The sequence below is a fragment of the Paraburkholderia sp. GAS333 genome (assembly GCF_050435665.1).
GTDB classification, from domain to species: domain Bacteria; phylum Pseudomonadota; class Gammaproteobacteria; order Burkholderiales; family Burkholderiaceae; genus Paraburkholderia; species Paraburkholderia fungorum_A.
The window spans coordinates 173,340-186,832 of sequence record NZ_JBNDKS010000005.1 but is presented as its reverse complement, the minus strand read 5'-3'; the positions used below and the strand labels follow the sequence as shown (position 1 = coordinate 186,832).

The following is a 13,493-nucleotide window of genomic DNA, read 5'->3' as shown; positions in this document are numbered from 1 at the left end:
ATGCACTCAATCCTGTTGGTGGACGACGAGCCGGAAATCCTGGCAGCGTGGCGCCTTATTCTTGAAAACGAGGGTTATGAAGTCGGCTGCGCGAGCAATGGCGCCGAAGCAGTCGCGCGCATGCGCTCAGTTGTTCCGGACCTGATTATCACCGACTGGATGATGCCGGTGATGGACGGCGCGGAATTGTGCCGTCGACTGAAAGCGACTCCCGAACTGGTCGATGTACCGGTTCTGCTTCACACGGCAGTCCCGCCGCCGGACGGCGAGGGCAGGGACTGGAATCTGTGTCTGAGAAAGCCGGTCGGCGCGGATGTTTTTTTGCGGACCGTGGCGCGAATGTGCGAGCGGGACGATTAGATCTCGCGGGAAGATTGTCGATGCATTTTCAGAGCGCCTTCAGAAAATCGACGAAAGCGCGCAGCGGCGCGGGCAGATGGCGGCGTCCGGGATAGTAGAGAAACGGACCGGAAAACGGTTGCCACCAGGGTTCGAGAATCGGCTCCAGCGCGCCGCTGTCGAGATGCGGCCGCAGCATGTCTTCGAACAGATGGATGACGCCGACGCCCGCAATCGCGCAACTCACCGCCAGATCGATGGCCGCGCCGGGGCGCACGAGCAAAGGCCCCGAAGGATTCAGTTGCAGCACTTCGCCGTCACGTTCGAAAAACCAGGTGGGCGTCGCGCCGCCCGCGAATTGCCCGCGCAGGCACGCGTGCGCAAGCAGTTCGCGTGGATGCACGGGACGTCCGTGCGCGTCGAGATAAGCGGGTGACGCCGCTGTTGCGAAACGCTGCACGCGCGGCCCAATCGGGATCGCGATCATGTCCTGTTCAAGCCGCTCGTCATAGCGGATGCCCGCGTCGCAACCAATGGAGAGCACGTCGACGAAACCGTCTTCGACCACCACTTCGACGCGAATATCCGGATACGCTTGCAGGAATGGCGCGATCACGCCGGGCAGCACGATCCGCGCGGCGCTCGACGGTACGTTCAGCTTGAGCGTGCCGGTTGGTTTGTCGCGGAAACCGTTGAGCACGTCCAGCGCGGCTTCTATTTCGCCGAACAGCGGCGCGAGCTTGTCGAGCAGGCGCTCGCCGGCCTCGGTCGGCGCGACACTGCGGGTGGTGCGGTTCAGCAGACGCAATTCGAGCCGGTTTTCGAGCCGTCGCACGGCAACGCTGAGACTCGACGCGGACACGCCGCTCGCGCGCGCGGCGTCGCGAAACCCGCCCGCGCGGCAGACGGAAACAAAAGCGGCAAGGTCGTTCAGTTCCATGGCGAGTGTGGGTGATTGTTCATTTTTCTACACAACCCGTACACGTTAGACCTGTTTATTCAACAGCGCAATTCCGGCGATACTGCCTGTCAACCACTTATCGAGGAGAGCGGCATGTCGAACTTCATTTCCCAGCAGACGTTCAAACTGGCCGGCCACACGGTTCGGCGGATGGGGTACGGCGCGATGCAACTGGCGGGCCCGGGCGTATTCGGGCCGCCGAAAAATCGTGACGCCGCGCTCGCGGTGCTGCGCGAAGCGGTGGCGGCGGGCGTGAATCACATCGACACCAGCGATTTCTACGGGCCGCATATCACCAATCAACTGATTCGCGAGGCGCTGCACCCGTATCCCGACGATCTCGTGATCGTCACCAAAGTCGGCGCGGTTCGCGGCAGCGACGGCGCATGGTTGCCCGCGCTCGAACCGCAGGATATCGAGCGGGGCGTCCACGACAATCTGCGCAACCTCGGCCTCGACGCGATGGAAATCGTCAATATGCGCTGCATGGGCGACGTGCACGCGCCGTCGGAAGGGTCGATTGAAAAGCAGGTGACCGCGCTGGCCGAGCTTCAGCAGCGCGGGCTCGTCAAGCACATTGGCTTGAGCAACGTGACCGCGACGCAGATTGCCGAGGCGCGCCGCATCGTCGACGTGGTGTGCGTGCAGAATCACTACAACCTCGTGCATCGCGAAGACGACGCGCTGATCGACGACCTCGCGGGCAAGGGCATTGCATACGTGCCGTTTTTCCCGCTTGGCGGATTTACGCCGATCCAGTCGTCGGCGCTGTCGGACCTCGCGCAAACGCTCGACGCAACGCCGATGCAGGTGGCGCTTGCGTGGCTGTTGCATCGTGCGCCTAACATTCTGCTGATTCCGGGGACGTCGTCGACGGGGCATCTGCACGAAAACCTCAAGGCCGCCGAACTGGAGTTGAGCGACGACGTGCTGGACCAGTTGAATGAAATCGGCGGCACGGCGAGCGCGTGAAAGCGCGTCACACCGAATCGGCGATAAATTCCCTTAGCCACCGGTGTGCCGGATCGCGATGCGAGCGCTCATGCCAGAGCATCGCCATCTCGTAACCCGGCACGTCGACCGGCGGCTGGACCATGCAATGCGCGCCAGAACCGCGCACCAGCCGCTCGGGCAGCAGACCCACGAGGTCGGTGCTCGCCAGCACCGACAGCATGAACAGGAAGTGCGGCACCGACAGCACCACTTTGCGCGTGAGTCCGGCACGGGCGAGCACATCGTCGGTGACGCCGACGAAACCGCCGCCGTCCGGCGACACGATCACATGCTCCAGCTTGCAGAACTGCGCGAGCGTCGGCCGACGCTTCAGCCGCGGATGACCCGCGCGACCCGCGAGCACGTAGCGTTCGGCGAACAGAACGCGGCGGCGCAGTCCTTCGGGAGCGCCGTGGCTGGTATGAAATCCGAGATCGATATCACCCTGTTCAGCCTGCTTCGCGAGCCTTGGCGGCGCAGCTTCGACGACCGCTAGCCGCGTGCCAGGTGCCGCTGAGCGCAAACCGCTCAGCGTCGGCAGGATGATTGTCGATTCGGCGTAATCGCTTGCCGCCACGCGCCACGTGTGAGTCGCGATGGCCGGCTCGAATGCGCTCGCGGGCGCGACTGCGCGTTGCAGCGCCTCTAGCGCTTCGCGCAATGGCTCGCGCAGCGCTTCGGCGCGCGCGGTGGGCCGCATGCCGCGTGGTCCTGGCAACAGCAGCGGATCGCCGAAAACCTCACGCAATTTCGCCAGATGCACGCTGACCGACGGCTGCGAAAAGTTCAGCCGCTCGGCGGCGCGGGTCACGTTGTGCTCGGACAGCAGCACGTCGAGTGTGACCAGCAGGTTGAGGTCCAGCGTTCTGAGATTAACCAAGTTAATACCTGACATATTGGGAATTCATTTCCAATATACCTGAGCGGCGCCTATCGTACGTTCCATCGATCACAAACGTACGACATCTCAAAGGCACGATCATGAAAGTTCTTCTCGTTTATGCACACCCCGAACCGAAATCGTTGAACGGCTCCTTGAGGGACTTCACGGTCGAACGTCTCGAACAGGCGGGGCATGTCGTTCAGGTATCCGATCTTTACGCGATGAAATGGAAGGCGCCGCTCGATGCGGACGACAGCGTCGAGCGGCTGTCCGCCGAGCGCTTTTATCCGTCGCGCGAATCGAAACATGCGCTGGAAAACGGCCTGCAAAGTGACGACATCGTTCGCGAACAGGAAAAGCTGATGTGGGCGGACGCAGTCATTCTGCAGTTTCCGATGTGGTGGTTCTCGATGCCGGCTATTCTAAAAGGCTGGGTCGAACGTGTGTATGCATACGGTTTTGCGTACGGCGTGGGAGAGCATTCCGATGCGCGCTGGGGCGAGCGTTACGGCGAGGGGAAGTTTGCAGGCAAGCGGGCGATGCTGGTCGTGACGACGGGCGGCTGGGAGTCGCATTACAGCCCGCGAGGCATCAATGGTCCGATGGACGACGTGCTGTTCCCGATCCAGCACGGCATTCTCTACTACCCGGGCTTCGACGTGCTGCCGCCGTTCGTGGTGTACCGGACCAGCAGGATCGACGACACGAACTATGCGCAGGTTCGCGATGCATTGGGGCAGCGTCTCGACGAACTGTGGACGACCGCGCCGATTCCTTTCCGTCAGCAGAACGCGGGCGCGTACACGATTCCGCAGCTCACATTGCGGGACGAGGTTGCGCCGGGCAAGGCGGGTTTTGCAGCGCACGTTGAATAAATCGGGCGACTTGCCGGTTACGCTTTGTTAAAACGTCGCGACGGCGGGCGGCGGCCGCAAAGAACCCGCACCCGCCTCACCGTTCGACAAACCGGCGCACGGCCTTCCCATTACTTACGACACCGCCCCACAAACGGGATCGTATGTTTCGCTGAAATTTGGTTGTAAGTCGCCATTGCTAGAGTCGTCGGCGGAGATTTGCCGCTGCATGCCGGACCGTGTTCTTCGGACGCCTATCAAGGAGAGCGACAAACCATGAATCCAGCCCGTGCGTTCTGGCTCATTCTGCTGATGCTCGTCACGTCGCCCGTGTGGGCGTTTCACTCGGAAGTCGTGAGCATTCCAAGCGCCGCGATGCATCAATCGTTCGACGCGACCGTGGTAGTGCCCGATCAATATGGGCATGGCAAGCCGACCGACCGTTTCCCGGTCGTCTATCTGCTGCATGGCTCGGGTGGCGATTACACCGACTGGACCGCGAATTCGCACATCGGCAAGCTGGCCGACCGTTATCACGTGATTCTCGTGATGCCCGACGGTGGGCATGAGAGCTGGTATATCGACAGCCCGGTCAATCCGCGCAGTCTTTACGAAACTTATGTAGGCACTGAAGTCGTGGCTTATATCGACGGTCATTTCCGCACGATCGCGACGAAGCAGGCGCGTGCGATTACCGGCCTGAGCATGGGCGGATTCGGCGCGCTGCATATCGCGCTCGATCGCCCCGATGAGTTCGGCGCGGCAGGTAGCATCAGCGGGGCAGTGGACCCGCGCGGCTGCGAGGACGAGCCGGGTATCGAGCAGGTTTTCGGCGACCCTGCGCGTCACGCGGATTTCTGGAACAACGAGGCCATCATCGAGAATGCGCGCAACTTCAGCGGCGCGCATATCGCATTGACGATCGACTGCGGCGTGAACGACTCGCTGGTTCAATCGAACCGGACGCTGCATGAGCGGCTGATCGAACTCGGCGTGCCGCACGATTATGCGGAGCGGCCCGGCGGTCATACGTGGAAGTACTGGTCGAACGCGGTGCAGTATCAGGTGCTGTTTTTCGCCGGCGCGTTCAAGCGCGCGGCGAGCGAGGCAAGCACGGCGACCTGATTCGCCGCGCGCGAATCAGTCGATGCCGTGGAATACGGCGTCGTCCGGACCGAGATAAACGGGCGGGCGCCACGCGGCATCGCGCATCGAATGCTGGACCAGTTTTTCAACGCCCAGCAGTACCGCGAAAATCGCCATCCGCACCGGAATGCCGTTGTCGGTCTGCCGGAAAATCGCCAGACGCGAATCGTGATTCAGGTCCACGCTCAGATCGTTTGCGCCGGGCCGGCTGTCGCGCGGCAGCGGGTGCATGATCAGCGTGTCGGGGCCGCAGACGCTGTCCATCAGCGCCTGGTTGATCTGGAAATCCGGCGTATAGCCTTCGAACGATTCGTCGGTAAAGCGCTCTTTCTGGATACGCGTCGCGTACACCACATCCGCGCCGCTCAGCCCCTGGCGCAGGTCGTTGGTCTGCTCGATCACATGACCGTTCCGCGAAATCTGCTCGATGATGTAGGTGGGCATTTCGAGCATCGGCGGCGAAATCAGCGTGAATTTGATACCGCGATACAGCGCCAGCAGTTTCACCAGCGAATGTACCGTCCGCCCGTATTTCAGATCGCCGACCAGCGCAATATGCGCGCCGTCCACGATCTTGCCGAGCCGCGAGAACTCGCGCTGGATCGTGTAGAGGTCGAGCAGCGCCTGGCTCGGATGCTCGCCGGGACCGTCGCCGCCGTTGATCACCGGCACGTTGGTCGCGCGCGCGAATTCGGCCACCGAGCCTTGCTCGGGGTGGCGGATCACCAGCGCGTCGACGTAGCCGCTCATCACGCGGCTGGTGTCGTAGATCGACTCGCCCTTGGCCATCGACGAAAACGTGAAGCCCGTGGTGTCGCACACCGAGCCGCCGAGCCGGCAGAACGCCGCGCCGAAGCTCACGCGGGTCCGCGTGCTGGCCTCGAAGAACAGATTGCCGAGCACCGCGCCTTCCAGCACGCGCGAGATTTTTCGACGCCGCGCGATGGGCTGCATGATGTCGGCCACGCGGAACAGCGCCTCGACGGAGTCGCGTGAAAACTGATCCACCGACAGCAACTGCGGTTTGCCCTCGAACAGCATCTGGCTAGCGAGCGATTGTGAATCTACGCTTTGCGTATATTTGTCCGACGGCTCGCCGTGCACCACGATTTCCGACACGAAACGCTCGACGATCTCCGGCATGGCCCGCGATTCCTGCGAGTCGTCCGGCAGGAGCCAGGTGTCCAACGCCCGACGCGACACGCCGATACGGCTGGCGAAGGTGTCGCGCGTCATGTTCAGGCGACGCATCGCATCGCGTAGGAAGGCTTGTTGTGGGACGTTCATGAGGGCACCTGTCGGGGAGTGATTTGGCAGTGAATATACGCGATGCGTATATTAGTTCGCCCGACGTAGAAGTCAAGCGCTTTTCGAGATAGCTTTGCAAGACGTCGCCCGACGCGGTTAAACTGCGTGTCATGCATTCCGGCCTGATGTTCCGACCCTGTCTGTCGACCCTCGCAAACTCGTTCGCTCCGGCGTTCGTCGCCGTTGCGCGCGCGGGCGAATCACTCGATTCGCGCGATTCGAACATCAACGCCAAAGCCAAAAAACAGCCGCTCATCTGACCGGAGCACGCTGTTCCGTCAGATGATGCGACGGAACAGAACGGTCACCGCCCGCTCGCGGCACCTCCAGTTTTTCCTCCCTCGCACTGTCTGACGGAATCGATACGGTCGTCATCGAGGTAAAAACATGTCTGATTTTTCGGGTATCTGGGTTCCGCTCATCACGCCGTTTGCAAATGGCGCGGTCGATCATGCCGCGTTGCGCGCTCTGGTGCGCCGCTATGCCGACGCCGGTATCGCCGGACTGGTCGCGCTCGGCACGACCGGCGAGCCGGCCGCGCTCGACGCCGCCGAGCAGGACGCCGTGCTGGCGACCATCCTCGACGCGGCGCAGCGCGTTGAGCGCGCCACGCCGCTGCCGGTAGTGGTCGGCGTATCGGGCAATCACACGGCTAGCATGCGCGAGCGGATCGAGCAGTTGAATGCGCTGCCGATTGCCGGCGTGCTGATCGCGGCGCCGTATTACATCCGGCCGTCGCAGGCAGGGATCGTCGGTCATTTCACTGCGCTGGCCGACGCGAGCGAAAAGCCCGTGGTGCTGTACGACATCCCGTATCGCACCGGCGTGCGGCTCGAACTCGACACGTTGCTCACGCTCGCCGCGCATCCGCGAATCCGGGCGGTGAAGGACTGTTCGGGTTCGCTCGAGACCACGCTCGCGCTGATTCGCGACGGCCGTTTGCAAGTGCTCGCCGGCGAGGACATTGCGATGTTCAACACGCTGTGTCTCGGCGGCAGCGGGGCGATTGCTGCGTCCGCGCATGTGCAGCCCGCGCGTTTTGTCGCGCTGTATCGCGCGTTGGCCGAGGGGCGGCTCGACGAAGGACGGCGCATTTTTCACGCGCTCACACCGATGATCCAACTGGCGTTCGCCGAACCGAATCCCGCACCGGTGAAGGCGCTGCTGGCCGCGCAGGGATTGATCCGCGACGAACTGCGCATGCCGATGACGCGCGCGAGCGACGCATTGATCGCGCGGCTTACAGCGCTTGATGGGGCGGAGTAAGCGCGGCAGGCTCGTTGAGCGGGGAGAGAGAAGGGTAGCGGGCGGCGAACGTGCCGCGCATCGCCGCAGATGCGCAGCACGTTCGCTACACCGCCTTCCGGTGCATCGCGTGGTTGTTCCCTATTTGAGATGAAGCTTCGCATGACCAGGTAATAATCGACGCCCTCTGTCACTCATCGCGACCGGTCTGTCTCCGGTCGATGCCGCATGCAGTCAGTCCTGCTCTCCGATTTTTCGTGCTGTTTGCCCAGGCTTCATCAGACTTGCCGGCTGTGCGTGGCAGTCATGCGGAATGCCCGGTCGTCCAATAGCGTTTGCCGCCACGTGCGCGCAAGATTTCGCACCTCGTTTTGTGCCGCACGTCGCGCGCGGCCCGGGAGCCGCTGATGGCCTCCGTGTTTCGCGCCGGCAGTCAGCTTGCGAGCGGTTCGATCGATTTCGTCACGCGTCGCACGGCTGTGGCGCTGGCGGTGGGCGTGGCCTGCGGCGCGGCGGCGCTGGCGCTTGCCGCGGGCGTCGCGATCGGCATGCTGTGGTCCGCGCATCACCTCGACGATCCGCGCGACGCCGCCGGTAACCGACTCGCAAACAGCGTCGAGCGCGATTACGCAATCGATCAGATCGGCAAGCTCAGCGCGTCGGTTGCGCAGATCGAACCGCGCATCGCGCGTCTGACGAAACAGGTCGACACATTGCGCGATTTCGAAGCGCGTCTGCATACGCCCCGGCCTGCGCCACGCGCACCGGCTGCCGTCGATTTGCCATCGGATACGTCCGCCACCGACAGCATCGGCGAAGGCGCGGGCGGCCCGGCGCTGCCGCCACGGCGTTGCTCGGAACTTGCCGCGCAGTCGCGCGGGCGTGCCAATGCCGCCCGCACCGGCGAGCAACTGGATTGCCTGAGCAGCACGCTGTCGGCGCTCGAACACGAGATTGCCGATCACACCCTGGCTTACGCCGCTTTTCCAGGCCGCATGCCCGCCGACGGCGCGCGCTTCGGCTCGCCGTTCGGCAATCGCAGCGATCCGTTCACGCATCGTTTGAATTTCCATTCGGGTATCGATCTGGTGGCGAAAACCGGCACGCCGATTCTCGCCGCAGCGGGCGGGCGCGTGGTGTTCGCGGGCGAGGAAGCGGGTTATGGCAATGCCGTCGAAATCGATCACGGCAACGGTCTGATGACCCGCTACGGCCACGCGTCGAAGCTTGTCGTGCATGTCGGCGATCTGGTGCTGCCGCGTCAATACATTGCCGATGTCGGCTCGACCGGTCGCTCGACGGGGCCGCATCTGCATTTCGAAGTGCTGGTCAACGGCATGCCGGTCGATCCGTCGGCTTACCTCGCGCTGTTCGCGCCGACGGCTCATGGCTGAGCGCCGGGGTCGCCGCATCGCGGACAGTCTGAGCCAGGGCGACTTCACGCTCGAACGCGCGCGTCCGCCGCTATTTCGCGCGATGCTGCGCGCGCTGGTGTGCGTGTTCTGCGCAGTGGCCGGCGCAGTGGGCATCACGGCGTGGCATGCGTATCGCGCGGATCTGCCGCCGCAACCGTGCGTCGCGCTTCCCGTCGACGAAAACCAGCAGCAGACCGAACTGGCCCGCGCGCGGCTTGCTCTCGCCGAGGAATCGGCGGCGCGCGCGGCCGTGCAGACCAGCGCCGACAAAGCCGCCGCGGAAGTCGCCCGGCTCGCCGCCGAATTGCGTTTTCTGCGCGGTCAGAGCGGTGGCCAGAGTGCATCGCCGCGCCATTGAGAGGGCGCGGCACGACTGCCCGTACTTCGCAGGGCGTGTCATCGGCCCGCAGCGCATTACGCGCCGAATCTTTTTATTTTCGGGAGACCGTTATGTTCAGCAAGAAAAAACCCGTCGGCGTGCAGCAGACCAAGCTCGCCACTCTGATCGCCAACGACGTGCGGATTGCGGGCGATCTCCAGTTCAGTGAAGGTCTGCGGATGGACGGTCACGTGAAGGGCAATGTAAGCGGGGTGCCTGGCAGTCAGACGTTGCTCGTACTGAGCGACCGTGGCTCGATCGAGGGCAATGTTCACGGCTACGACGTGGTGGTCAACGGACGGATCATCGGCGATCTGATTGCCGATCATTTCGTCGAGTTGCAGGGCAACGCGCATGTGACAGGCAACATCTACTACCAGCAGTTGCGGATGGACTGTGGCGCGTCGGTCGACGGCAAGCTGACGAAGCGGGAGACGGTGCAGGCAGGTCAGGCGATGCCGGCGGTACAGGGTTCGTCGCCGTTGCTGATGGCGGCGGACGAAGTGTTGCGCGAGGAACGCTAGGCGGGGCTGGGCGTTGCGTGGCGCTTTAGCCGGTTGCGCTGCGGTTCAGATGGTTATGCTGCGAGTCAGGCGGCTTCGCAGCGCTTCAGATGGCTGCGCTTCGCTTCGGGCGATTCACACCGCGCATCGGGCTTCGCGGCCAGCGGCTTGAACCAGCCGCTCAAACCGTCCACGGCAGCGAACGCGGGCGTCCCGGAAAATCGTGTCCGGCGACCCAGCCGAGCGGCCGGCGCGCGCCGCGTTGCGCGCGCACCTCACGCGCTCTCGCGAGATGTTCCGACGCGCCGCGATCGATCGCGGCCAGCATGTCGCGCTCGACCGACAGTCGCTTGAACGCCAGCACCAGCAGCCCGCACGCCAGCAACAGATCGCCCGCGAAGACCACCGCGTAGACCGCCGACGTGGTTTGCGGATTGCCGAGCAGCAGCGACAGGTCGATGCGATCGAGCAGCGCCAGCGTGAGCGGCACGATCGCATTGAGCGTGGAAATCGACGCGCCGATTGCCGCGATCAGACGGGCTCCGCCAAGATGCGCACGACGTCGGCGGCACACTTCATAGAGCGCGCCGGCGCGGCACGGCAGGAAGAACGCGACGAGCAACATCGCGCGCAGCACGACTGGCGCGTCGAACTTCAGCGCGGCGGCATACAGCACGCAGAACACCGCAGTCACGCCGAGGCCGGCGCGCCACCGTGCCGTGGCGCCGAACAGCTCGCGAGTGCCGCCCCAGATCAGCAGACGGCTTTGTAGCGCAAGCGTCGCGGAGGCGACCATCAGCAGATCGTGCTGCCACGTGAAGTGCAAGGCGAAACATGCGCTCGACGCAGCGAGCAGGTAGAAAGCGATAGCCCAGAAACGGAACGCAGCGGTCGTCGCGAACATGCGCGCGAGCGCCGTCGTAATGAGTGCGCAGCATAAAAACGTGATCAGCCACAACGAGGTCAGCGTTGCTACGTCGAATTTCATGGAATTTCCAGCCCCTGATCTGCCTGCTATCGCAGGTCGTAAAAGTGCGAATCCGGCAGCGGATCGTCGCGCAATCTATGCAACCCGCAGATGAGGAGCGAACCTGGCCCGCTCCAGTAATAGCTTTTTCCAAACGGCATCTTCACGCGCCCACCGGCTCCAGCCGCCCTTTGAGCATCGCGCCGAAGTCCTCGGCGCTCACGGGCTTGCCGAGCAGGAAGCCCTGCATTTCGTCGCACATCATCGACTTGAGCTTGTCGAGTTGCGATTCGGTTTCGACGCCCTCGGCCACCACGTCCATTTCCAGCGAGTGCGCGAGCGCGATGATCGCCGACACGATCGCGCTGCCTTCCGGGCCGTGCTCGTCGAGTCCGTTGGTGAAGAAGCGGTCGATCTTCAGTTGCTTCACGCGAAAACGTTGCAGATAGGCGAGGCTCGAATAGCCGGTGCCGAAATCGTCGATCGCGATCTCAAAGCCACTGTCCTGGAACTCGCGGATCATCTCGATGGTTTTCGGCGCGTCGTGCATCGCCACCGTTTCGGTGATTTCGAACATGATCTGCGTGCACTCGACCCCTTCGGCCCGCACGATCTCCAGCATGTTCGCGACCAGATCCGGCTGCAGAAGCTGACGCGGCGACAGGTTGATCGCCACCTTCACCGCCGGCAGCCCCTCTTCGATCCAGCCGCGAATCCGGCGGCAGGTCTCGCGGACAACCCAGTAGCCGATCTGCACGATCTGCCCCGAGCGCTCGGCGAGCGGGATGAATTCGAGTGGCGTCAGCGCGCCAAGCTGCGGATGATTCAGGCGGATCAGTGCCTCGGCGCCCGCGAGCGAATCGCTGCCGCCGTGAAACTTCGGCTGGAAGTGCAGCGAGAAATGACCGGCGGTGAGCGCATCGTGCAGCGCGTTCTGGATTTGCAGCGTGCGCGTGGCGGCCTCGTTCATGCTCCGTTCGAAGAAGCGGTAGGTGCTGCGGCCCGCGCGCTTGGCTTCATACATCGCGGCGTCCGCGTGCTTCAGCAGCAGTTCGACGCTGTCGCCGTCCTGCGGATACAGCGCAATGCCGATACTCGGCATCACCTGAAGCGGCTGTGTATCGGTCCAGCGGCCACGGCGCATGCGGTCGAGCACGCCCTCGGCGAGTCCGGCCGCATCTTCGCGCGAGCCGATGTTTTCCGACAGCACCACGAATTCGTCGCCACCCAGCCGCGCGACGGTGTCGCTCATGCGCACGCATTGCTGCAGCCGCTGCGCGAACGCGGACAGCACCTGGTCGCCCGCCGAGTGGCCGAGCGAATCGTTGATGGTCTTGAAGCCGTCCAGGTCCATGAACAGGATCGCGAAACTCGAGCGCTGGCGGCGCGCCTGGTGGATCGCCCGTTCGATGCGCTCGGTCAGCGTGGTGCGGTTCGGCAGGCCGGTGAGGGTGTCGAGCGTGGCGAGTCGCACGATCTGGCCGTTCAGCTTCGACACCGCGCTCACGAGGAAGGTGGTGCGCGCGTCGAAACGCGACAGCATCAGCGTGACGATCAGGATCGCGAAGGTGGACAGGATCACCGCCGTAGCCAGCCACGTGGTGTTCACGCCCTTGGCCGCGCCGCAGATCGCATCGGGCAGAAACTGTGCGGCGGCCATGCCGGAGTAGTGCATGCCGCTGATCGCGACGCCCATGACCAGAGCCGCGCCAACGCGCTTGCGCATGACATGGCGTTCGTCGTCGTTACTGAGGATGCGCGCCATCCACAGCGCGGCGGTCGACGCGCCGATCGCAATCGCAATCGAACCCGCGACCCATGCCGGCTGGTACGCGATGCCCGGCGTCATCTGCATGGCGGCCATGCCGGTGTAGTGCATGCCCGCGATGGCGATGCCCATCAGCACGCCGCCCGTCAGCAGATGGCCGAGCGTGAGCCGCATCTGGGTCGTGATGTGCAGCGCCAGAAACGACGCGCCGACTGCCAGTGCGAGCGAACACGCGGTGGTCGAGAAGTCGTAGCCGAGCGGGATAGGCAGCGAAAACGCCAGCATCGCGATGAAGTGCATCGACCAGATGCCGACGCCCAGCGCCATAGCTCCGCCAAGCCGCCACGCAAGCCGGAGGTACGTCGATGTCAGCGAGAAGATGCGGCCGGTCAGGTCGAGCGCGGTGAACGACGCAAGCGTCGCAACCACGAACGAAATGGCGACCAGCCAAAAATTGTAGGAACTCTGCATGTTGGTCCAACCGTCGGAAGGAGGCGGCTCAACATGTTATCGACAGTTCAGACGATTTATTTAATTCGTTCCTAATAAGTTATCTCCGGCTGTGGTTATTTTGTGACCGGTAACGTTTATGCAGTATGGATGGTTCTCGAAACGCGTAATTCTGAGTACACTTGCGAACGATTCTCATTTTTGGTTGGGTAGAACCGCTGCGAGGTGCTTTTGCTCGTGGCGTGATGTTGCCGGAAGTTGTCGATTGCGCCACTGTCGTGG

General features: G+C 63.4%; 13 protein-coding genes. 8 read left to right on the top strand and 5 right to left on the bottom strand.

Translation table 11 applies throughout. The features are described from left to right. Positions 1 to 360 (top strand): response regulator, encoded by a 360-nt coding sequence (locus ABH945_RS25820; protein ID WP_074767716.1) that lies wholly within the window; start codon positions 1 to 3, stop codon positions 358 to 360. A 28-nt stretch (positions 361 to 388) separates the two neighbouring features. Here ABH945_RS25820 and ABH945_RS25815 read toward each other — a convergent pair whose 3' ends face one another. Beyond that, the gene (locus ABH945_RS25815) at positions 389 to 1,279 is read right to left on the bottom strand and encodes a LysR substrate-binding domain-containing protein (RefSeq protein ID WP_429252408.1); all 891 of its coding nucleotides are present in this window, start codon (positions 1,277 to 1,279) and stop codon (positions 389 to 391) included. A gap of 114 nt (positions 1,280 to 1,393) precedes the next feature. Here ABH945_RS25815 and ABH945_RS25810 point away from each other — a divergent pair, with 114 nt between their 5' ends. Then, on the top strand, positions 1,394 to 2,272 hold the full coding sequence (locus tag ABH945_RS25810; RefSeq protein WP_429252407.1) for an aldo/keto reductase family oxidoreductase: 879 nt from the start codon (positions 1,394 to 1,396) through the stop codon (positions 2,270 to 2,272). A 7-nt stretch (positions 2,273 to 2,279) separates the two neighbouring features. Here the strand turns inward: ABH945_RS25810 and ABH945_RS25805 are convergent, their stop codons facing one another. Next, a complete protein-coding gene (locus ABH945_RS25805) occupies positions 2,280 to 3,188 on the bottom strand; it encodes a LysR family transcriptional regulator (protein ID WP_429252406.1) in 909 nt (302 codons plus the stop codon). Positions 3,189 to 3,274: 86 nt separating this feature from the next. Between ABH945_RS25805 and ABH945_RS25800 the strand changes: the two genes are divergently transcribed. Both ABH945_RS25800 and ABH945_RS25795 read left to right on the top strand, forming a co-directional pair. Then, positions 3,275 to 4,051, top strand: coding sequence for an NAD(P)H-dependent oxidoreductase (locus ABH945_RS25800; protein WP_429252405.1), 777 nt, complete (start codon positions 3,275 to 3,277; stop codon positions 4,049 to 4,051). A gap of 255 nt (positions 4,052 to 4,306) precedes the next feature. Then, positions 4,307 to 5,155, top strand: a complete 849-nt coding sequence (locus ABH945_RS25795) for an alpha/beta hydrolase (protein WP_429252404.1) — start codon at positions 4,307 to 4,309, stop codon at positions 5,153 to 5,155. 15 nt (positions 5,156 to 5,170) lie between these two features. Here ABH945_RS25795 and ABH945_RS25790 read toward each other — a convergent pair whose 3' ends face one another. Then, positions 5,171 to 6,463, bottom strand: a complete 1,293-nt coding sequence (locus tag ABH945_RS25790) for an aspartate carbamoyltransferase (RefSeq protein ID WP_074767728.1) — start codon at positions 6,461 to 6,463, stop codon at positions 5,171 to 5,173. Positions 6,464 to 6,871: 408 nt separating this feature from the next. On the opposite strand from ABH945_RS25790, the gene dapA reads away from it, so the two are divergent. From dapA to ABH945_RS25770, 4 genes are all read left to right on the top strand, one after another. After that, positions 6,872 to 7,750, top strand: a complete 879-nt coding sequence (dapA, locus tag ABH945_RS25785; RefSeq protein WP_429252403.1) for a 4-hydroxy-tetrahydrodipicolinate synthase — start codon at positions 6,872 to 6,874, stop codon at positions 7,748 to 7,750. Between the two features lie 386 nt (positions 7,751 to 8,136). Continuing rightward, positions 8,137 to 9,123, top strand: coding sequence for a M23 family metallopeptidase (locus tag ABH945_RS25780; protein WP_429252402.1), 987 nt, complete (start codon positions 8,137 to 8,139; stop codon positions 9,121 to 9,123). After that, entirely contained in the window at positions 9,116 to 9,502 is a 387-nt protein-coding gene (locus tag ABH945_RS25775) for a hypothetical protein (RefSeq protein WP_429252401.1), read from the top strand. The genes ABH945_RS25780 and ABH945_RS25775 overlap by 8 nt, the downstream gene beginning before the upstream one ends. Positions 9,503 to 9,594: 92 nt before the next feature. Further along, complete coding sequence (locus ABH945_RS25770; RefSeq protein ID WP_074767736.1) at positions 9,595 to 10,047, top strand: bactofilin family protein; 453 nt, start codon at positions 9,595 to 9,597, stop codon at positions 10,045 to 10,047. A gap of 160 nt (positions 10,048 to 10,207) precedes the next feature. On the opposite strand, the gene ABH945_RS25765 is transcribed toward ABH945_RS25770, so the two are convergent. Together ABH945_RS25765 and ABH945_RS25760 are read right to left on the bottom strand one after the other, a co-directional pair. Then, positions 10,208 to 11,014, bottom strand: coding sequence for a hypothetical protein (locus ABH945_RS25765; protein ID WP_429252400.1), 807 nt, complete (start codon positions 11,012 to 11,014; stop codon positions 10,208 to 10,210). Between the two features lie 142 nt (positions 11,015 to 11,156). Further along, positions 11,157 to 13,232, bottom strand: coding sequence for a putative bifunctional diguanylate cyclase/phosphodiesterase (locus tag ABH945_RS25760; RefSeq protein ID WP_429252399.1), 2,076 nt, complete (start codon positions 13,230 to 13,232; stop codon positions 11,157 to 11,159). Between the last annotated feature and the right edge of the window lie 261 nt (positions 13,233 to 13,493).